18 protein-coding genes are annotated in these 19,986 nt (G+C 59.7%); 8 read left to right on the top strand and 10 right to left on the bottom strand.

Annotated features, from left to right (window positions below):
* The first annotated feature begins 18 nt into the window (after positions 1-18).
* The 6 genes from coxB to FJ964_RS20980 are packed head-to-tail and all read left to right on the top strand — an operon-like array spanning position 19 to position 5,171.
* Positions 19-990 (top strand): cytochrome c oxidase subunit II, encoded by a 972-nt coding sequence (gene coxB / locus FJ964_RS20955; RefSeq protein ID WP_224713301.1) that lies wholly within the window; start codon positions 19-21, stop codon positions 988-990.
* Positions 987-2,963 (top strand): cytochrome c oxidase subunit I, encoded by a 1,977-nt coding sequence (ctaD, locus tag FJ964_RS20960; RefSeq protein WP_140552156.1) that lies wholly within the window; start codon positions 987-989, stop codon positions 2,961-2,963. Before coxB ends, ctaD begins: the two co-directional genes overlap by 4 nt.
* Entirely contained in the window at positions 2,960-3,565 is a 606-nt protein-coding gene (locus FJ964_RS20965; RefSeq protein ID WP_140552157.1) for a cytochrome c oxidase subunit 3, read from the top strand. The genes ctaD and FJ964_RS20965 overlap by 4 nt, the downstream gene beginning before the upstream one ends.
* Positions 3,566-3,605: 40 nt before the next feature.
* Entirely contained in the window at positions 3,606-3,908 is a 303-nt protein-coding gene (locus tag FJ964_RS20970) for a hypothetical protein (RefSeq protein WP_224717420.1), read from the top strand.
* The gene (locus FJ964_RS20975; protein WP_140552159.1) at positions 3,905-4,783 is read left to right on the top strand and encodes a cytochrome c oxidase assembly protein; all 879 of its coding nucleotides are present in this window, start codon (positions 3,905-3,907) and stop codon (positions 4,781-4,783) included. The genes FJ964_RS20970 and FJ964_RS20975 overlap by 4 nt, the downstream gene beginning before the upstream one ends.
* A 1-nt stretch (position 4,784) precedes the next feature.
* Positions 4,785-5,171, top strand: a complete 387-nt coding sequence (locus FJ964_RS20980; protein ID WP_318012708.1) for a c-type cytochrome — start codon at positions 4,785-4,787, stop codon at positions 5,169-5,171.
* A gap of 559 nt (positions 5,172-5,730) precedes the next feature.
* Here the strand turns inward: FJ964_RS20980 and FJ964_RS20985 are convergent.
* Positions 5,731-6,720, bottom strand: coding sequence for an NAD-dependent epimerase/dehydratase family protein (locus FJ964_RS20985; RefSeq protein ID WP_140552161.1), 990 nt, complete (start codon positions 6,718-6,720; stop codon positions 5,731-5,733).
* Between the two features lie 500 nt (positions 6,721-7,220).
* Between FJ964_RS20985 and FJ964_RS20990 the strand changes: the two genes are divergently transcribed.
* A complete protein-coding gene (locus FJ964_RS20990) occupies positions 7,221-8,153 on the top strand; it encodes an ABC transporter permease (RefSeq protein WP_181172552.1) in 933 nt (310 codons plus the stop codon).
* A gap of 3 nt (positions 8,154-8,156) precedes the next feature.
* Positions 8,157-9,386: an ABC transporter ATP-binding protein gene (locus FJ964_RS20995; RefSeq protein WP_140552163.1), complete on the top strand. Its 1,230-nt coding sequence runs from the start codon at positions 8,157-8,159 to the stop codon at positions 9,384-9,386.
* Between the two features lie 9 nt (positions 9,387-9,395).
* Here FJ964_RS20995 and FJ964_RS21000 read toward each other — a convergent pair whose 3' ends face one another.
* From FJ964_RS21000 to FJ964_RS21040, 9 genes are read right to left on the bottom strand one after another with little or no spacing between them, the layout of a single operon-like run.
* A complete protein-coding gene (locus FJ964_RS21000; RefSeq protein ID WP_181172553.1) occupies positions 9,396-10,334 on the bottom strand; it encodes a glycosyltransferase in 939 nt (312 codons plus the stop codon).
* Entirely contained in the window at positions 10,331-11,209 is an 879-nt protein-coding gene (locus FJ964_RS21005; protein ID WP_140552165.1) for a glycosyltransferase, read from the bottom strand. Before FJ964_RS21005 ends, FJ964_RS21000 begins: the two co-directional genes overlap by 4 nt.
* Complete coding sequence (locus FJ964_RS21010; protein WP_181172554.1) at positions 11,202-12,200, bottom strand: polysaccharide deacetylase family protein; 999 nt, start codon at positions 12,198-12,200, stop codon at positions 11,202-11,204. Before FJ964_RS21010 ends, FJ964_RS21005 begins: the two co-directional genes overlap by 8 nt.
* Positions 12,197-13,759 (bottom strand): glycosyltransferase, encoded by a 1,563-nt coding sequence (locus FJ964_RS21015; protein ID WP_140552167.1) that lies wholly within the window; start codon positions 13,757-13,759, stop codon positions 12,197-12,199. Before FJ964_RS21015 ends, FJ964_RS21010 begins: the two co-directional genes overlap by 4 nt.
* On the bottom strand, positions 13,756-14,850 hold the full coding sequence (locus FJ964_RS21020) for an NAD-dependent epimerase/dehydratase family protein (RefSeq protein WP_181172555.1): 1,095 nt from the start codon (positions 14,848-14,850) through the stop codon (positions 13,756-13,758). Before FJ964_RS21020 ends, FJ964_RS21015 begins: the two co-directional genes overlap by 4 nt.
* Positions 14,847-15,950: a Gfo/Idh/MocA family oxidoreductase gene (locus FJ964_RS21025; RefSeq protein WP_181172556.1), complete on the bottom strand. Its 1,104-nt coding sequence runs from the start codon at positions 15,948-15,950 to the stop codon at positions 14,847-14,849. The genes FJ964_RS21020 and FJ964_RS21025 overlap by 4 nt, the downstream gene beginning before the upstream one ends.
* Complete coding sequence (locus FJ964_RS21030; protein WP_140552170.1) at positions 15,934-16,926, bottom strand: glycosyltransferase; 993 nt, start codon at positions 16,924-16,926, stop codon at positions 15,934-15,936. The genes FJ964_RS21025 and FJ964_RS21030 overlap by 17 nt, the downstream gene beginning before the upstream one ends.
* On the bottom strand, positions 16,923-17,939 hold the full coding sequence (locus tag FJ964_RS21035) for a glycosyltransferase family 2 protein (protein ID WP_140552171.1): 1,017 nt from the start codon (positions 17,937-17,939) through the stop codon (positions 16,923-16,925). Before FJ964_RS21035 ends, FJ964_RS21030 begins: the two co-directional genes overlap by 4 nt.
* Complete coding sequence (locus FJ964_RS21040; RefSeq protein ID WP_181172557.1) at positions 17,936-19,081, bottom strand: glycosyltransferase family 2 protein; 1,146 nt, start codon at positions 19,079-19,081, stop codon at positions 17,936-17,938. Before FJ964_RS21040 ends, FJ964_RS21035 begins: the two co-directional genes overlap by 4 nt.
* Between the last annotated feature and the right edge of the window lie 905 nt (positions 19,082-19,986).

Consider the following 19,986-nt stretch of genomic DNA (forward strand, 5'->3'; position numbering starts at 1 on the left):
TGTTGCGCAACCGCTCTCTTGGCCCTTGCAGGTTGCAGCGGCTGGCAGTCCGCTCTTGATCCGAAAGGCCCCGCCGCGGGCGAGCTCGCCTGGCTGATATGGTTCTTCACCGCACTGTGCGCGGCAGTGTGGATGCTGGTGATGGTCGTGCTGGTCGCCACCCTGTTCCGGCGGGCTCGAACAGGAAAAGATCCGCTCGTCCTCGACCTCGCTTCCGAACATCGCAAAATGCGCGTGGTCGTGACTGCGGTTGGGGTGACGGCGGCGATCTTAATTGGGCTAACCCTGTTGAGCTTCTTCGCCAACAGGACCCTTGCCGGGATCGGATCGGATGAGGCGCTGACGATCCGCGTGACCGGCCACCAATGGTGGTGGGAAGTGCGCTACGAGAATGCTCAGCCAAGCCGCATCCTGACGACGGCGAACGAGATCCACATTCCAGCCGGCGAGCCGGTTCGGCTTCTTTTGACTTCGACGGATGTAATTCACTCCTTCTGGGTGCCAAGCCTTGCGGGCAAGCTCGACCTCATCCCCGGATATATGAATGTGCTGGACATCAGAGCTGACAAGCCAGGCGTCTATCGTGGTCAATGTGCTGAGTTCTGCGGCGCGCAGCACGCCAACATGGGCACCTTCATCATTGCCGAGCCGCGGCCGCAGTTCGATGCCTGGCTGGACGACCAGTTGCGGCCCGCCGCCGCTCCGGCGAACGCCGAAGCCAAGGCCGGCGCCGACCTTTTCCTCCGGCGGCCCTGCGTGATGTGCCACAGGATCGGCGGCACACCCGCGGGCGGCACAGTGGCGCCTGATCTTACCCACATTGCGAGCCGGCAAACTCTCGCAGCCGGAACGCTGACGATGAGCCGCGGTAATCTCGCTGCCTGGATCGCCGACCCGCAAGGCATCAAGCCCGGCTCCCATATGCCCGTAATGGAACTCAATGGCGACGAGCTCAATGCCATCGTCGCCTATCTCGAGGGGTTGAAATGAGCAGCGCCGGCCTGACGAGCGGACGTGACCTGCGGGCGGAAGACGAAGCAGGCTCCACGGGCGATCTTGCTCCCGAGCAGGACGGACCGCGCGATACCGGCATGGAAAAGGCCGACCTCCAGCGGTGGCTGGAACGCACCTGGCGTACGCCTCCCGGCATCATCGGCGCGCTGTCGAGCGTCGATCACAAGGTGATCGCCAGGCGCTATCTGATCACTGCCTTCATCTTTCTGTGTCTGGGCGGGCTCAACGCAGTGGCCATGCGTATTCAGCTGTCGGGACCGCAGCGTGGGCTGATCGGGCCGGACCTCTACAACCAGCTGTTCACGATGCACGGCGTCACGATGATGTTCCTGTTCGCGGTACCGATCGTTCAGGCGACCGGCATTTATCTGGTGCCGCTGATGGTCGGCACCCGCAACATCGCGTTTCCGCGGCTGAATGCATTCAGTTACTGGGTCTATGTCTCGGGCGGCCTGTTCGCCTGGGTGTCTTTCGCTCTCAACATGGCGCCGGATGTCGGCTGGTTTGCCTATGTGCCGCTGTCCGGCCCCGAATTCGCCCCTGGCAAGCGCGCCGACGTCTGGGCGCAGATGATCACCTACACCGAAGTATCGTCGCTGGCTGTGGCGGTAGCGACGATCGTCACGGTCTTGAAGCAGCGTGCTCCCGGCATGTCGCTGGACAAGATCCCGCTATACGTCTGGGCAATGCTGGTCACCTCCTTTGTCGTCGTCTTCGCAATGCCGGCGGTGATGATCACTTCGACATTCCTGATTCTCGACAGGCTGGTCGGCACGCACATCTTCAACCCGGCCGAAGGCGGTGACGCCTTGCTGTTCCAACATCTGTTCTGGTTCTTCGGCCACCCCGAGGTCTACATCATATTCCTGCCGGCGACCGGCATGGTCTCCTCGATGATCCCGGCCTTCGCCCGGCGACCGATGTTCGGCCATCTCGGCCTGGTTTTGTCGTTGATCGCGGTCGGCTTCCTGTCCTTCGGCCTGTGGGTCCACCACATGTTCGCGACAGGCCTGCCCAAGCTCGGCGCCAGCTTCTTCACCGCTTCCAGCATGATGATCGCTATTCCCAACGGGGTGCAGATATTCTGCTGGCTGGCGACGATGTGGGACGGCAGGCCGGTGATCCGCACGCCATTGTTGTTTGTGTTCGGCTTCTTCTTCATCTTCGTCATCGGCGGTCTCACCGGCGTCATGCTGGCCTCCGTGCCGCTGGATCTGCAGGTGCACGACACCTACTTCGTCGTCGCGCATTTCCACTATGTGCTGATCGGCGGATCGGTGTTCCCGCTGCTGGGCGCGGCCTATTTCTGGTTTCCCAAAATCACCGGCCGCATGATGAGCGAGCGCCTCGGCCGCTTGCATTTCTGGCTGGCCTTCATCGGCTTCAACGCCGCCTTTTTCCCGATGCACATCGTCGGCCTGTGGGGCATGCCGCGACGGGTCTATACCTATCCAGCCGAGCTTGGCTGGGGAAACATCAACCTGTTCATAACAGCAGGTGCCGTGGTCTTCTTCCTGAGCTTCGTCCTGTTCACCTTCAATCTTGCACATGGCGCGTCGAAAGGCGCGCCGGCAGGCAGCAATCCGTGGGAGGCCGGCACGCTGGAATGGGCGACGTCCTCACCACCGCCGAGCTATAATTTCGCCCGCATTCCGGTCGTCACCAACGTGGAGCCACTCTGGGCCGAGCGCGACGCCCTGCCTGTAGCGACCGGGCTTCGCGTCGACACGCGCGAGCTGCTGGTGTCGACAGTCGCCGAAGCCCATCCCGACATCCGCGAGAAATCCGCGACACCCTCGATCTGGCCGCTATTTGCGGCGCTCGCCGTAGGCGGCACGTTTCTCTATTCGATCTTCACACCTTGGGCCATCGTGTGGGGCGCCCTGCCAATCGCCGTCACCTTGATCGGTTGGTTCTGGCCTAAAGGTGATCCGGAGGACGAGGAATGAACGAGCGTCCCGTCACAGATGTTTCCGGGCTCCCCACCTTTGGGCATGGTCCGCGCAGCCCTACCTGGTGGGGCACGCTCGGCTTCATGGCCCTGGAGGGCACCGGCTTTGCGCTCGCCGCAGCCGCCTATCTTTACCTGGCGCTCTCGTGGCCTGAATGGCGGTTGAGTGCACCGCAGCCGAACCATTGGCCAGGAACGATCGTCACGCTTCTGCTGATCGCCAGTCTGGTGCCGAACCACATCCTCGATCGCTATGCCAAGCAATGCGCCATCGTACCAGTGCGGATCGGGCTGGTTGTCATGTCGCTGCTCGGCCTCGCCCCGCTCCTTGTGCGCTGGTTCGAGTTTCCGGCCTTGAACGTCTATTGGGATACGAACGCCTACGGCTCGATGCTTTGGGTGCTGCTCGGGCTCCACACCACGCATCTGATAACAGACGTCGGCGACACGATCGTGCTGACGGTGCTGATGTTCACGCGCCATGGTTATAACGGACGACGCTTCGGCGATGTCGGCGACAACGTTTTCTATTGGGATTTCGTGGTCGCAACCTGGCTTCCGATCTATGTGCTGATTTACTGGGTACCGAGGCTCGGCTGACATGCGCGCGGTGCAGTTAGGAACTTCCTGGGGTGGGCTTTTGTCGGGCCCGTTGGGTTGGGCGGTCTCGACCCAATTGAACTACGCGCTGGTGCCCTGGCAATGCAATCACCAGGTGCCGGTCGTGCTTCCCGTAGCGCTGCTGCTTGCCTTGTTCTCGCTTCTGGGCGGTGCTCTCTCCTGGCAGGCAAAGCGGCAAGGCGGCGCCGCTTTCAAACCATCGCGCACGCGCGGTACTGAGCATTTCGTCGCCGATCTCGGCATGCTGGCGGCTCTGCTGTTTGCACTGGTCATCATCATGCAGGGCAGCGCCGCACTCATCCTGGACGAGTGTCTGCGATGAACCTGGCCACGCTCTTCTCCACCTCGATCTGCTACGGCTCCGGCGCGCCCGAGGCCGGATGGACACTTGCGCTTCCCATCACGGTTCCGCTGACTGCCGTTGCGCTCATCTACATGGCCGGTGCGATGCGCCTGTGGCGCCGCAGCGCTCGCGGCCGTCCCCTGCGGATGCGTCAGGCACTGCTGTTTGCCGCCGGCTGGAGCGTGCTGACGGCGGCCTTGGTGAGCCCGATCCATGCTCTCGGCGAGCGGCTGTTTGCCGCGCACATGATCGAGCACGAGTTGCTGATGGCGGTGGCTGCGCCGCTGCTGGTCATCGCCTGCCCCGCCCCTGCTCTGTTGTGGGCATTTCCCGTAACGTTTCGGCGTGCCCTGGGTATGGTTGGGCGTGGCAAATCGCTGCGAGCGCTCTGGACCTTTGCGAGCCGGCCTGTCACCGCAACGATTGTTCACGGGATCGCGATATGGGTGTGGCACATTCCGGTCCTGTTTGAGGCAGCGCTCGAGCATGGCGTGCTGCATTATGCGCAACATGCGAGCTTCCTCGGCACCGGCCTGCTCTTCTGGTGGGCGTTGCTGCCGCGCCGAGGCCAACAGCAGGCTTATGGAAGTGCCGTAATGCATCTTTTCTTCACCTCCCTGCACACCGGCCTGCTCGGCGTCCTGCTTCTTCTATCGCCGAAGCTCTGGTACCCGAAGAATGCTGCCGGGGCGGCAGTGTGGAATTTGAGCCCGATCGAGGACCAGCAGCTTGCCGGGCTCGTTATGTGGGTCCCGGCCGGCCTTATCTATGGCGGGGCAGCGCTATTGCTGGCCGGCCTCTGGATAACGACGAGCGGAACCAGGAAGATCGCACATGCGCCCTGGCCCATCTAAATTGATCATCGCCGTGTGCATTCTGTTGGTCGTCGCGGGCGGCGCGCTCGCATTGTGGGCCGACCGAGTCCGTCGGGTGCAGCAAGAGGCGGACGCCGCTACCGGCGGCGTCGGTGCACGTGCGGTACCGATCATGCTGGCGAATGGCTGCGCCGGCTGCCACACCATCACCGGCGTACCCGGTGCGGTAGGCCACGTCGGCCCGCGCCTGGACGCCAGTCTATCTGACAGGATCTATATTGGCGGCGTGCTAGCCAACAATCCGGAGAACATGATCCGCTGGATACGGTCAGCAAGGGACATCAATCCGCACACCGCCATGCCTTCCACCGGCATCACCGAACAGCAAGCGCGTGACATCGCCGCCTATCTCTATGCTTTGAGATAGACCAGTCTTCGCCGCCTCGGCGGGACCACGGGCTGCGCCCAGGACCATAGCCGACGACGGGGAACAAAGCTGCCCGATTGCGGTTTGGACAGCAGCCGGCGCAGTACAAATTCAAGTCCGCCGTGCTGCTGGGTCATAAGCCCCAGCCAAGAGCCCGCTTCCCCCTCCCTCAAGAGCGGGCTCTTTCCTTGTGGATCGGATGCGGAGCGATCAGGGGCGGGGACCGAGGCGACATGAAGCAACTTCTGTCAGATCTCGCCGCAATGGCCGAACCCGGCTTCTGGATCGCCTTGGGGCTTTTAGCTCTGCCTTACGTTGTGGGAGTAATCTTCCTGATCAAGACATGCCACTGCCTCTGATCGCCCAGCCTTCCGGTCGTACGGGCCTTATTACTTGCCAGCGCAAGGTGTGACCATCACGAACTGGGATCGTCGCCGAGGCCATCCGCGCCGCTCGAACACCCATAAGGTTGCCGACCACGCGTTGGAGGAGTTGCTGGGGAAGCATGCATTGCCGCGGGCGGAGCCTTCCGGTCACATTTTATCGGGGCGGGTCCCACTCACACCGATGCGGCAACCATCGAGTCCGAGGACACACTGGACAAGTCCTTCTGTTGCTGGCGGCGAAACCAATCCAGGGTGAGGCGCACACCCTCTTCAAGAGGTATTTGACAGGCCCAGCCGGGGATGATCCTGCGCGCTAGAGTTAAGTCCGGACAGCGGTTCGTCGGATCCTGGGGGATCGGATCAACATGCACGATTTTAGTGCCCGGCACCAAGCCCGCGACGTAACGGGCAACATCGACAACGGAAATCTCACGATCGTTCCCGATGTTCAGGGGACCAATATAACCATGCTCCTCCCCCCAGAAGAATTGCTCTAGGCCGTCCACGATATCGCTGACGTATCCCCAACTCCTCGACTGCAAGCCGTCGCCAAAAACGATTATAGGTTTGCCGAACAGCGCATTCGTGATGAAATTTGATACTGCACGTCCATCGTCAGGTCGTGTCCTCGGTCCGTAGACGTTGAACAATCTTGCAACTCGAATGTCGAGCCCGCTCAATCGGTTACTCTCAAAAAGCAGGGCCTCGGCGCAACGCTTGCTTTCGTCATACGATGAGCGCGGCCCCGTGCAATCAACGGAGCCCCTGTAGGTTTCCGGTTGCGGCGTCACCAGCGGATCGCCGTAAACCTCAGACGTGGACGTGAAACAGAAGCGGCCCCCGGCGCGAAGAAGGGCCAGAAGCCGCATAGTTCCTATTACGTTGGCCGAGATGGTTCTTACCGGATCTTGCATATACCAAGGAGGCGAAGCGGGTGAGGCGAGATGATAGATCTCGTCAAAAAGGCTCCCCTGCTGAAAATCTTCAACAGCCACATCTACCACGACCAAGCGAGGGTCGGCGATATGATCTAAATTGGCACGCGTACCGGTCCAGAAATTGTCAACAGCAACAATTCGATTTATTTCTTGCCTTAACAACAGTCTATCAACCAGATGGGATCCGATGAACCCGGCTGCTCCCGCGACAAGAACACTTTTCATTTCCGACCCAAAGCTTTGCAGCTTGCTCAGGAGCTATGAACGCTGACTCGTCAAGCCGTCTGAATTGCCAATGAGATGTCACTCCTTCCACGCAATGATGGTTCGCGCAACGCGCATCGCCCGAACAACCCAAATCCGCGCAAATAGTACCACCCCATTGGACAATGGCACATCTTAAGGACCCTGTCACCAGCGGTGCAGTGCATACACTACACTGTAAAAACGACAGATTTCTGTAGCCTGACTATCTTCGATGGGCATAACATCACCACAGGTTTCAATAGGGAAATATATCCCCGACAAACCCAGCACAGGTGGGAGAATAGCGGTAGAACTCAGACGGCCCGGCAGGTGTTCGTTAGCATCCGGATCGAACATAAAGTCCCTCCGTCCGGTTGGACTTATCGAGCAACGGGGAATATGCGGCGCGATCTCGCGCCTCCGAAGGATCTGGTCGAGCATTATGGGCGGCTGCTATGCGCTCTCGAATGGTGAGGGTCGTGGAACGACAGGCACCATCAAAAGTGCTGATTGCACTGCGTGGAAATGTAGGCCTCAATGGGCTGTCAAGGGAGGCGGACGCCATCATCGTGTCGGACCGGACAGGCGCACAATCAGCTGTCGTGACAATCATCGATCCGTCCCGCAAGCGAGGACTGTTCGAACCTTCCGAGCTTTGGCGATATCGGGAAGTTGTGTTCTTCCTGGCCTGGCGTGATTTCAAGGTCAAATACCGGCAGACTTATCTGGGCATCCTTTGGGCAATGCTGCAGCCGCTCGTTGCTATGTCGGTCTTCAGCATCTTCTTCGGCAAGCTCGCAGGCATTTCGTCCAACGGCGCGCCATACCCGCTCTTTGTTCTGTGTGGGCTTGTGCCATGGAGTTTTTTTTCGCGAGCCGTCGCCAGCATGACGGGCAGCCTCGTCAGAAACCAGGAACTGGTGAAACGCGTCTATTTCCCGCGTCTGATCATTCCCATCTCCACGATGGCCTCATGCCTGACCGATATGCTCGTCGGCTTCGCTCTTTTGTTCGCCGCCATGCTGGCATTCGGAAGCTGGCCGGCACCACAAGCAGTCTTCTTGCCGCTGTTCGTGCTCGTAATGGCTGCGTCAGCGACTGGAGTGGGCGTGGCATTGTCGGCGATCAACGTTCGCTTTCGCGATGTGGGCTATCTGTTGCCGTTCAGCCTTCAGATACTTCTGTTCATGACCCCGATCGTCTATCCAGCCAATCTCGTCCCTCAATTGTGGCGGCCGCTCTATAGTCTAAACCCAATGGTGGGGACAGTCGAAGCCATCCGCTGGAGCGTACTGGGCACGCCTGCGGACTGGCTCATGATCTCGATATCAACGCTCTCCTCGTTAGCCCTTCTCGTTGCCGGACTGACTATCTTCTCAAAATCCGAACGCGCGTTTCCGGACCTGATCTGAGTGATGACCGACATCGTGATTCAGGCTGCCAATCTCTCCAAGGCGTATAGACTTGGTGTGGCGAACAACAGCTTCCCCACGCTGCGAGACGCGCTCGCCAGCAAAAGGCGGGGCCTCCGCGGGGAGGCCGATACAAGTCACCGCAAAGGTGCGGACGAGCCGTTCTGGGCGTTGAAAAACGTCTCCTTCGAGGTGCACGCAGGCGAAGTCCTTGCCGTGATCGGTCCCAACGGTGCAGGAAAGAGCACCATTCTCAAGATACTGGCGAAGATCGTGGAGCCGACTTCCGGCCGCGCGACGATACATGGACGGCTGGGAGCTTTGCTGGAGGTCGGCACGGGGTTCCATGCCGAACTGACCGGCCGTGAGAACATTTATCTCAACGGGGCCATACTCGGCATGCGGCGCGTCGAGATCAATTCCAAGCTTGACGAGATCGTGGATTTCTCCGGGGTCGAGCCGTTTCTCGATACGCCTGTCAAACGATACTCAAGCGGCATGTACTTGCGTCTGGCCTTCGCGATTGCCGCCCACGTCAATCCCGACATTCTGGTGGTCGATGAGGTCCTGGCTGTCGGCGATGCCACGTTCCAGAAGAAATGCATTGCCAAGGCAGCGAGCATCGCCGGGACAGGCCGCACCGTGCTGATCGTCAGTCACCAGATGCCGGTTCTGCAACGACTTTGCACCCGCGCAATCCTTATCGACGGCGGGATGATCCAGGCGGACGGCCCGACTCAGGACGTGGTCCGGGATTATCTCCAGACGCTTGAGGCCCGTGCAGGAACCGATCTGAGTGTGCGATCCACGCGCACCGGGCGCGGCCGCCTCCGTGTGGTCGGCATCGAAGTCTTCAATGAAATGGGCCCCGTCGCGTCCGGGCAGCCGGCAACTTTTCGGCTTCAGGTGGATGGGCCGCGCGAAACATTGCAGTGCCTCGTGACTATCATTGATGATCTCGGGGATCCTGTGACCTCATTTGATAGCCGGGAGCATTCCCTGCATGACCGTCAGGGCGAAGTCTACATGGTACATGTGGACAGCCTTATGCTGAGACCAGGGCGCTACAGGATTGACGTGGCGCTGGTGGCGGACGACAGGGTGGTCGAAGACCATGTCGAGACGGCCGCTGTGTTCGATGTCATGCCCGGTTTGCTCGACGATCGACCGGTCAGCGCCCAGCCTGGCTTTGGCAATGTCAGCTTCCCGCATCGATGGGTGGTCAGGAAGTGACGCCTGTTTTCACCTGGCCACGTGCGCAAACTGTCGCCGAACCCTGCGCCGCTGCTTTGCTACCCACACCATGATCTTCAGGGCAAGCCGTTCGGCTTTGCTTCCGATCGTTGCAGGCGTGACATAGGGCGCGCGTGCCAGCCGCAGCGCCAATTGGAGGCGGAAATCCCGCGTTCCACTTTCCATCATATGCTCCGCGATCCAGTCAAGAAAAGCGGCGCGGGCGGGGTGTTTCCCCATCCGATCGTAGAGCCCTCGCTCAGTGGCAATCGCCGAGGCCGAACTGGAATGCTGCCGGTAACGTGCGAGAGTTACAGGAGTGATGAAGGCTGGGAATCGCAGGAATAGCTTTGCCCACAGAGCTTGGTCTTCATAGAGATCAAACTGCTCCTCAAAGCCGCCAACCGTGCTAATCGCGCTTCTCCGCAAGAGCACGGAACAGGTGCACGGAACGTGGCCGTCCTGCATCAGCAGAAGCCGCCCCAGAAGCCTGGGGGGCTGATGCAAGCGTGCGGCAAGTCCGTCCGTCGGCTCGATCCAGTCGGAGCGCGCTCCATCCGGGTACCACCATTTGGTCGGCCCGAAAATCATTGCGGCATCCGGGTTGCCATCGGCTGCCGCCAGGACCGTCTGCAGCATATGCCGCTCGTACAAATCATCTGCATCCAGGAAGGCAAGCAAATCGCCGCAGCTGGCGGCTATTCCGGCGTTTCTCGCTGCCGCGGCGCCGCGCTTGGATCCGGGCGGCCTGCGCAGCACCTTAATTCGGGGATCGGTTGCCGCGGCATCATTGGCGATCCTGACACTGTCGTCCGTCGAATTGTCGTCGACCAGCAAGAGCTCCCAATCCGCAACCGTCTGGGCTCGGACGCTGGCGATCGCTTCGCCCAGATTTGACGCCGCATTGAGGAAGGGGGTTATGATCGTCACCCGCGGCACGGAAGTCATCGCTGGAGCCGTCTCGCAATGCTTCGCTTGCTCGCCTTCCAGGTTTCGCGCGCGAGCACTCTCCAGATTGCGGAACGAATGCGGAAGGAGGCGCCCTGATCCGCCATCACCCCATTCAGCCATTTGAGAAACGTGATACGCGCGGCTTCGTCAGTGCCTGCCCTGGCGGAGGCAACAGAGCAGCTTTCGGCGTGCTGGCGGTATCTCGCCCAGGTCCGGCCGGACACGTAGACGGGCGCGAATGCGAGCGCCTTGGCAAAGAATGTCTGGTCTTCGAACATCAGGCGAAAACTGTTCTCGAATCCCCCGAGGGTTGCGAACAAGCTCGAACGCATCAGGGCATTGCAAGTAGTCGGCGTCTGGGCCTGGTTCTGCAGCAGCAGCTCCAGCAGCACGGGCGGATCGTATCGGGCGTTTGGTTCGACTCCGAGCGGGTAATAGTAGTCGGCACGGCCAGCAGCCTCTTCCCAGCTGTGCCAGATCAGCGTCCGGCCGTAGATTAGGCCGAGCGCCGGATCGCTTTCCATGACGGAGACTTGTTCGGACAGCTTTTCGGGCAGCCATGTATCGTCTGCATCGAGAAACGCGACATAGTCGCCCCTCGCCTCGGCCAGCCCGCGGTTGCGCGACGCGCTAATACCATGATTGCCATTGTCGGGATGAGAGAGTAGTCGCACCTTGCTTGGCGAGCGCTGCGCATAGTCGCGCACGATGACAGATGACCGGTCCGTCGAGCCATCGTCGACGACGAGGAGTTCCCAGTCGGTGAAGCTTTGACCTACAACGCTGTCAATAGCTTCCCGGAGATATCTCTCGCCGTTGAACACGACGATGATTGCCGTGACGCGCGGTTTTCCGCATGCATGGTCAGCCATGGCATAGCACCGTACGCCGGAACTCTATCTCACCCCAATCAGCGACCGTGACCCGCGGCAGTCGGAAGGGATCGACCCTGGGCCCGGCTTCACGCGGCAGGGTGGTTACTGCATAGTCCATGCCAGCAGATCTTACCGCTTTGGCGGTGCTGTCGTCGAAGTCTCCGAAGGGGTATGCGAATCCCGACACCCTCCGCCCTGTGATCTCTTCGCATCGTTGGCGGCTAGCGGAGATCTCGCGTTCAAGATTGTCCCGTTTCAGCAACGGCAGGGACGGATGCGTGCAGGTGTGGGCACCGATCGAAACGCCACCGGTGTCGGCGAGATGCCGCAGCTCCGAATGAGTCATGGCACGGTCACGCCTTCGGGGGCTGGCGTCGGTTCCTGCCCATCTTGCCAGCTGCTGCAGCACCCTCCTCCGTTCGTGTACTCTCAACGGCTTCAGCAGTGCGTGTAAGCCGAAATGGAGCGCCGTGCGACTGATGGCGAGATTCGATTTCGCGCGCGCGGCGTCCTCCGTCACGAGCCAATCATAGTTTCGGCCTGCGATCTGGATCGCCAGCCTCTCCGGGAGAGCAGGCGTCTCCAAAGTGATGCGCGACAGAATATCCCACCAGAACACTGAGGGATCGGTGAGCGCATGGGTGGTGACGAAGACGGTCACAGGAGCGTTCATGCGTAGCATGATCGGCACGGCATTTTGGACGACATCCGCATAACCGTCGTCAAAGGTGACTGCCGCAGCATTTCTCGGTGGCTTTCCGTCCCGAAGCCGTTGTGCCAGCCATTGCAGGGGAACAATATCGCGTGCCTCTGCCAGGGTTTCGATTTGGCGTGCGAAATTTTGTGGCGAGACCGAAAGTTCCCAAGGATCGACGAGCGGTTCTCCGACCCGGTGATACATCAGCACGAGCGGCCGATTGTAACCGGCAAGCAATCGGCCCCGTCGCAAGAGCTTGCTGAGAGTTTGACGCACTGTCACGCCGCTCATCGCCTGAAAGCGCGCGCGGCGACAATCACGGGGCAACATGGGTCATGCACATCGAGCATTGCCGAATTCAGCTCATGTTCTGCCAAGCCATAGAGAAACCCGGTAGCCGAATAGGCGTTTCCATAGTGGCGGACTTCGACATTCTGTACCCCGAACCTGTCTGAGAGAAGCCGTCCCAGGGCCGCCGGGGTTATCGACCAGAACCAGCTCTCGCCCCATTCTCCTCGGTCAATCGGGCTTACCCAAGGCACCGTGACCAGGAGCACGCCTCCCGGTTTCAGCATCCGCCATAGGGTTGCGACCGCGGCAGGCATATTGAAAAGGAGATGAAGGGTCTGGGTGAGCACGATGCAGTCAAATGTTTCGGACGGCAGATCGTCGCCGTTGGCCAGATCGCCCACCAAGGTCGTCAACGGGTGACCTTCATATCGGTTTAGAACGTCGCTCCTGGCAACCCGATTGCCTCCGAAGCGGGTCGTATAGGCGCTGTCGCCGATTTCCAGAACCCTGCCGGATATGTTCAGCGAACATGATGCGAGGAAAGTCTCGACATAGCGGCGGTCCACCGGCTTGCCGCGATCAAAACCGAAATTTGTACTGAAGGGCAGCGGGCGGCTGAGGTCACCGAACCGGACGCCCGAGCGGCGCCGACTTGACCAACCCTTGAACCGCTGCTGCAGCATCATGGTAGTCTGCAAGGGCGCTGCGAGCGAAACGGCAATGGTGTTCAGGAGCTGACCGCCGAGCGAAGAACGGGATCGAACCGCTGTACTAAGCTGTCCCAGTTGCATGTGCGCATAGTAGCGTTTCCAATTTTCGACGCCCTGATGGTAGGCGGCCGTCCAGTCTGGATTGGCCTGCACAAGACTCCTCTGCCGGCCAAGGACTTTTAGCGCCGCGCGCAACATCATCGGATTGCTGTTGGACATATTCGTTGCGTGCCTGCGGTAATCTGCGAGACACGCCGGGCTGCATGCGGCCTTGTTTGCCCGGGACAGGCGAAGGTAGACGTCGTAATCCTCGCAAGCCCGCAGGGATCGGTCAAATCCGCCAGCGGCCTCCAATGTGCTACGGCGATAGAGCACCGTCGCATGCATTCCAATCAGGTTGCCGGTCAAGAATCCGGCATACGGGTCCTCTCCCACCGGCCTCAGCGGAACTGAATTCCTGACTGCTCCCGCCTCATCGATGTAGCAATAGGCTCCATAGACGAAGGCGCAATCCGGACTGTCATGGAACAAAGCAAGATTGGTGGCGAGCGCCGTCGGGCGCAGCCTGTCGTCGGCATCCAGGAACGCGATGAATTCGCCACGTGCTGCCTTCATTCCCGTATTGCGGGCAGCGGCTAAACCCTGGTTTTTTTGGCGGATGTAGTGGACGTCTACATACCGGCGAACGACATTCTCGGGATTGTCCAACGAACCATCGTCCACAACGATGATCTCATCGGGCCGCACGCTCTGGTTCCGGACACTGTCGATCGCTTCCGCGAGAAATCGAGCATGGTTATAGGTCGTAATGACAACCGAGACACAGGCTGCGGCGGGTCTGGCGGTCATCTCTCGCCCACTTGGCTCCGCGTAGTCGGATAGCCGGCAAAGGTTAGCCATGCGACTGATCGCCGACATGCCTCCTCGAAGCCGACCACCGGTTGGTATCCGAGCTCGCGCTCGGCCTTGGCCGACGGGAGTTTCACCCGACACCGGTGCAACAGCGCACGTTCTTCAGATATCTTGATCTTTGGAGCCGTAGGCGGCTTCTGATCGATCCCTGACTTCCGCCACTCGGCATAGCCTACCTTTAGTCCGCTACGAACGGGTCTTGGGAGGCTTCGGACAAGCCGCCGGTATAGGTCGCCATCTCTCAGCCATTGTGTCCAGTTCGGTGCGAATGACAGTGGCGCGGAAACCGAAATCGCAGCCAGGTCGAAGCCCAATGCCTCTGTGATCGGGCGGCAAAGATCTGCCCAACTTATCCTTTCGCGGTCCCCGACCAGATAGGTTCGCCCAGCCGCCTCGGGCACTTCGATGGCAAGCTTGATCGCATGAACGACATTGTCGACATAAGCGCTGTTGCAGATGCCATGGCCGCCATCCACCAGATAGGCAGAGCCGTCGAGGAGATCGTTGGCAAAGCCGCCCGTCCAGCTGGAGCGCGGGCCAAAGACAATTCCGGGCCGCAGCACCACCACCTGGATTGCACCGTCCCGTGACAATTCCCCGAGACGACGTTCAGCACGAACCTTGGCATTGTTGTACTCGACCGTCTGGCCGTCGTGCAGCGCGCTCGTTTCGTCCGTCCCGGGCGGCGGCGATTGGCCGTGAACGGATGCACTACTGAGGTAGACCAGGCGAACGACGCCCGCAGCGGCGGCGGCACGATAGACAGGCTCGACGGCATCGACGATCGTGCGAGTATCACCGGCAACTGCATGAACAACGGACTGACAGCCAAGAAGGGCCGCGGTAAGAGCCGGAACGTCATGCGCGTCCGCCACCCTTCCATCGATCGCAAAGCGAGACAGACTGGCGAAAGCACTCGGCCTGCGAACGATCGGCCTCACCTCTGCCCAGCCGGAAAGATGCAGCAACTCCACGGTCCGGCAACCTATGAAGCCGTTGGCGCCAAGCACGGCAACAGTACCGGTCATTGTCTGGTCTCGGCGGAAGCAATGACGTGGCGAAAGTCTTCTGCTCCGAGCCAAGGCATTTCCAGCCGCTTCCGTCTGGCATAGCATTCCTCGATTCGCTTGAGCACGTTGCGCCCCGCTGTGGCTGACCCCGAAAGGGGAATTCCATTTCGGACCGTGTCGACCAAGTCCGAAATCTGATCGCAGAACGCGTCGACGAAATCGCGCGATCCGCCGTCGGTGTTGGTGAAGGAGGCGGTGGCTGTCGTGCGGCATCCTTTCAAGGCGATCTGTACGAGCTCAGTCTCATTGACTGCCCAGGAAATCGAGCCTCGTTCGCCCTCAAGACGGTAAAGGTTCGGACGAGCCCAATCACGGCTCAACCGGACCGTTGCCTCGAAGCCGCCAAAACCTAACCGGACAAGGCAGTTCGCCTCGACGCCGCCCATTGCGTCATCGGCGTAGTGGATTTCATGGGGCTCTCCGAACCACCAGGTCAGGAGGTCGAGGCAGTGCGTACCTATGTCCTGAAGCACGCCACCGCCGGATTCCGCGCGGCTGAAATAGCTCGTCGAAGCGACAGGCCACTGGAAAGGGCCACCCTCAAAACAACAAACACTTTGGATTTTTCCGATCAATCCGCCCTCGACCATGGCCTTTATCGATCGGGTGGCAGGGAACTGCCTTCTGACGAGCCCTGTTGCCACATGCAGGTTGTTGGCTGCCGCTGCCGCGAGGATAAGATCCGCGTCGGAGCTGCTCGTAGCCATCGGCTTCTCGCATAGAACATGCATGCCGGCCCGCAACGCCTGCATCGACTGATCAAGATGGTATCGAGGCGGGGAAGCGATGATCGCCACATCGGCGCCCACAGCCAAAAGGCCGTCGAAACTGGCTGCAACCTTCACTCCGGGCAGCCGCGCCTGTACGACCGCGGCGGATTTCGCTTCGGGATCAAAGATCCCTGCGACTGCGATCTGGCCTCTGCCTTGAAGGCGCGACAGCGCTTCCGCATAGTAGAGCTTCGTGACGGCGCCACATCCGGCCAAAACGAGACGGACGGGCTCATCTTGCCGCAGCCGTGCCGGCCGCCGTTGCACAGTTTCAATTTGGGCGGACAATCTCGCCTCCCTGCTTCGCAACGAGTCGCAGCATACGTCCAATTGTCTTGAGCGACGGATCGAGTTGGAAGGCTTCACTCATTTGCGCGAGGCATCCAGCCCAATCACCGGAGCCAAGCAGCCGCCGCCCGGTTTCGAGAGCGCTTTGCGAATAGGTCCGCCGAGCCGATGCGGCTACATCGTCCGCGAGTTCGCTTGGAAGATAGCTCTTGAAAATATCAATCGCCATTCGCGTGTAGGCCATGTCCCCGGCACTCCGGATATGGCGTCCTGTGTTCGATTGCGGGTGCATCCGATAAAGGGCAAGGGCTTGCGGTTCGTACCAGACGGGAAAACGAGAAGCGATGCGTATCCACATCTCCCAGTCTTCGCTGCATTTCAGCCGCCGGTCGAAGCCGCCGAGTTCTTCGTAGACCGCGCGTCGGACCGCGATGGACGGCGTCATGATGCGCTGTTCGAGCGCCAGTCGCACCACCGCATTCTCAAGCCGTCCGGAGATTGACTGCATTGCAGGTTCGATCGACAACTCCTGTCCATGGGCGTCCATGAAGACAGTCCGGCAGAACGCCGCACCTACTCTCGGGTCCGCATCGAAACCCCGACCGAGCAATTCGTAGAATTCTGGTCGGACGGCATCGTCGCCGTGCAGGAGATGGATAAGTTCCCCCTGGGCTCGGTTCAGGCAGGTGTGGAAGTTGCCGATATGGCCGAGGTTTTGCGGCTGGCGGAAAAAGCCGACACGCCTTCCCCCGATTTCGTTCACGACTTTTTGCGGATCGTCGGACGAACAATCGTCAACCACTTCGATCTGCATATGAGCCGGGTCAGGGGCTTGCGCGAGCACGCTTTGCAGCGTTGAGGCAAGAAAGCGGGCGCTATTATAGACGGGGATCATCACCGACCACTTCGGACGAACGGCCGCCTGTGGCAAGGACGGGACCGGATCGCGATTCTCGAAGTTGCGGAAAGCCGTCATCTCCCGAGCACCGAGGATTTCAGCAGGAGCAGTGCCAACCGCGCGATATCGCGTTTCGGCACGTTGTTTCCGCCACTGCCGCTTCGCAGCAATCGCAGGAAGCACGATCTGGCCGACGGCAAGTCACCTTCGTTCAGATACTGCTTCGACCATTCGTAAAAGTAGCGGGAACAGCCGCCACGGGCAAACTGTGCCCCACGGGCATCCATGACATTCGCCATTCGCCGGTAGAATCCCTCGATCGCATCAAGCCTGAGCGGGCCTGGCAGCGCCGATACAAGCCCACCCGGGTGCAGACGATAGATACCTGCCACCTCGTCGACAAAAGCGAGGTCTGCTGTCTTTGCGCAGTGCACATACAGCGGCCAGTCAGTAATCGGAAAGAAATCTGCATACCACGATGGTACATCCCGAACGCACGCCGTTCGCATCATACCGCCGCAAGTGGCGAAGGGATTGCCTTCCCAGATCTCCCTTTGTGTGATTAAGGGCTTCTGATCACGTGGCGTCCACCGCCACGACGTGATCTCGTCGCCGTGCGCCACGAGCGCATTGTAAAATATGGCCGAGAGCTCAGGATGCTCGTCAAGATGGGCCACCTGATCTCGCAGCTTGGTCCTGGATGTCCACAGGTCGTCGCCATCAAGGATCGAGACATAGCGCCCGCGCGCGACCCGGAGTCCTCTCGCAACGACCTCGTTGGATCTCAAATTGCTGCCAGAATAGATCGCCGATAGTCTTTCGGGATAATCGGATACATACCGCTCAACGATCTCCCGGGTACCGTCCGTCGAAAAATCTTCGCTGATCAGGATCTCAACACCGAATTCCGCGTCTTGCATGAGAACGCTGTCGATCGCTGCCGCTACGTAGCGTGCGTGATTGTAGGTGACAATGAGGACGGTCACACTGACCGTCGGTTGATTCACCGTCGGCTCTAAAGTGCATTCTGCCCCCTGGGCCAAGTTGCGGCCCGATGACGACTGCTCTTTCGACAGCAGCAGCTTCTTCATTCCAAGCCTCGAAGCAGAAACAGGCTGTCTGAGTCGCCGCCCTCTTGGGGCACTGCAAAGGTTCCTCGTTCGGGATGCTGCGCCAAATAGCCTCCGCAGGGTCCAAGTTTGCTGTCCATTACAGCCAGATTGTTGAGCAAGGCGCGGTAATCGGTATTCTCGCCCCGATCAAAAAACTCATCGACAGCGTAGTCCCAGAACGATTTCCCGATCCCCGAGCTGCGGCCTTCGCGTTCCAGCTTGGTTCCTTGCTTCGCCTTGCGCCGGAAAATGGCAAGCGTCGCACCGGCGACTTTCGCGAACTGCGAGGGCGATCGCCAGAGCACCCTGGCGAAGTTCATGGCGACGGCAGCAAAGCGGCGCCTTTTAAGCCCGAGCCTGGCGATCTCGACATCGTTACGGAACATCACATCCGATAGGATCGGGCTCACCACCTCGGTGCAGCGAGCAAAGAGGCTCTCGAGCACCATCCGACGCGAGATGAGCATTCGGACGAAATCTTGCGACATAGCCCCTGGCGTTCGGCGGTATCCGACCAAGTGCTCCATGACGACATCGAACCGGTATTTCGAGGCGATACTCAATTGGAGGAAGAAGTCCTCACAACCCTCCGCACCGTTTTCGCGCAGTCGCGAGGAATAGCCGCCCATTTCGAGTAAGACATCGCGCCGGAACATTGCCGAACTTCCGTGACCGATAAAGTTCTGTCCGAGATGCTGCATGAATACCCATCCGTGCGGGTGCGTGCGCTTAGGCGTAATGATCGCCCTATCATCGGCATCAATCGTCCGGTAAAGCGTATAGACAAGCCCGACATCATTGCCTGCTGCAGCGAAAACACGCAGCTGCTTTTCGAGTTTGGTTGGGTGCCAGAGATCGTCGGCGTCTATAGGCGCTATGTAGATGCCCTTGCTTGCACGTATCCCCGTATTCCGCGCCGACGCGACGCCGCTGTTCTTCTGTTGGAGCAACTTGATACGCGGATCGTCATTAGATATTCGGCGGACGATTGATGCAGTTTCATCGATCGAACCGTCGTCAACGACTATTATCTCGATGTTTCTGTAGGTCTGGTTTGTCACCGACGCCAAGGTGCGTTCGATGAATTGTTCTGCGTTGTAGGCGGGGATAATAACAGCCACAAATGCGTGAGTAGGACATTGTGAGTTGCTCGTAGAACAGCTCCCCTTAGTGCGGCCACTTCCCTTCACTGTCACCCGGCCTCTGAGCTCTGCATGTACTGCTAAACGGTCGCTGTCCGGCTCATTAACATTTTAGGCCACGCACACTGGACGGCCCCTCGCCCAGCCTTCTTAGGTGGCCGATCCATTCTCTTTGTGCGACAGCCCATAGCGTATTTTCCTTTCGCCCCTGGCGAGCTTGGGGTTCGAAACTCACGCAATAGCCCGCGCCGCCCCCTGGCTAAGTGACCCCAAAATGATCGCCCCCATGCGTAGAGCCGCCCACGCAGAGTGGCGGATCCGAGAATATCTGCCGTTCCTGCAATCTATGCCCCTGGATGGCGAGTAGATAGATCGTCAAAAGCGGTATCCGATAAGGAAAATTCGCGACCGTTTCGGGGCGCCCGCGAGAATAAAACGGTCTCTCTGTTGAGAGCGTTCACGAAGGTCACGAGCTGACAGAATCGCACCCAAAACTGTGGAAATTCGCCTTCCATCTGGAGTGCGCCCCCTCCGGAGGATTTCTGATCACCCACGAAACTCAACAAAATTAGTGACTTTGAGAAGCCCTCCGGACGCCTCTTGGGGGTTAGGGTAGGTTGGCTCCGAGTCAGACCCGCAAATCACAATCCGGTCCAGTGATCCGGAACGGCTTGAAAGTGAATTTTCGCGACGGGGCCCGAAATCGCTCTCGAACGCAATCCGATCTAACTTTTATCGGGGCTTCGAGCCCACTGCCTGGGCAAAGAAATAATAGATGAAAAAAAATCAGTGACGTAGTTGTGTAGTTGGTGGGCCCGGAGGGACTGATAGAACCGAGCAATTCTGCGGTTCTCTTCGCCAAGGTTAGACAGTAATGTTCCCAT

Source organism: Mesorhizobium sp. B2-3-2, from assembly GCF_006442295.1.
Classification (GTDB): Bacteria; Pseudomonadota; Alphaproteobacteria; order Rhizobiales; family Rhizobiaceae; genus Mesorhizobium.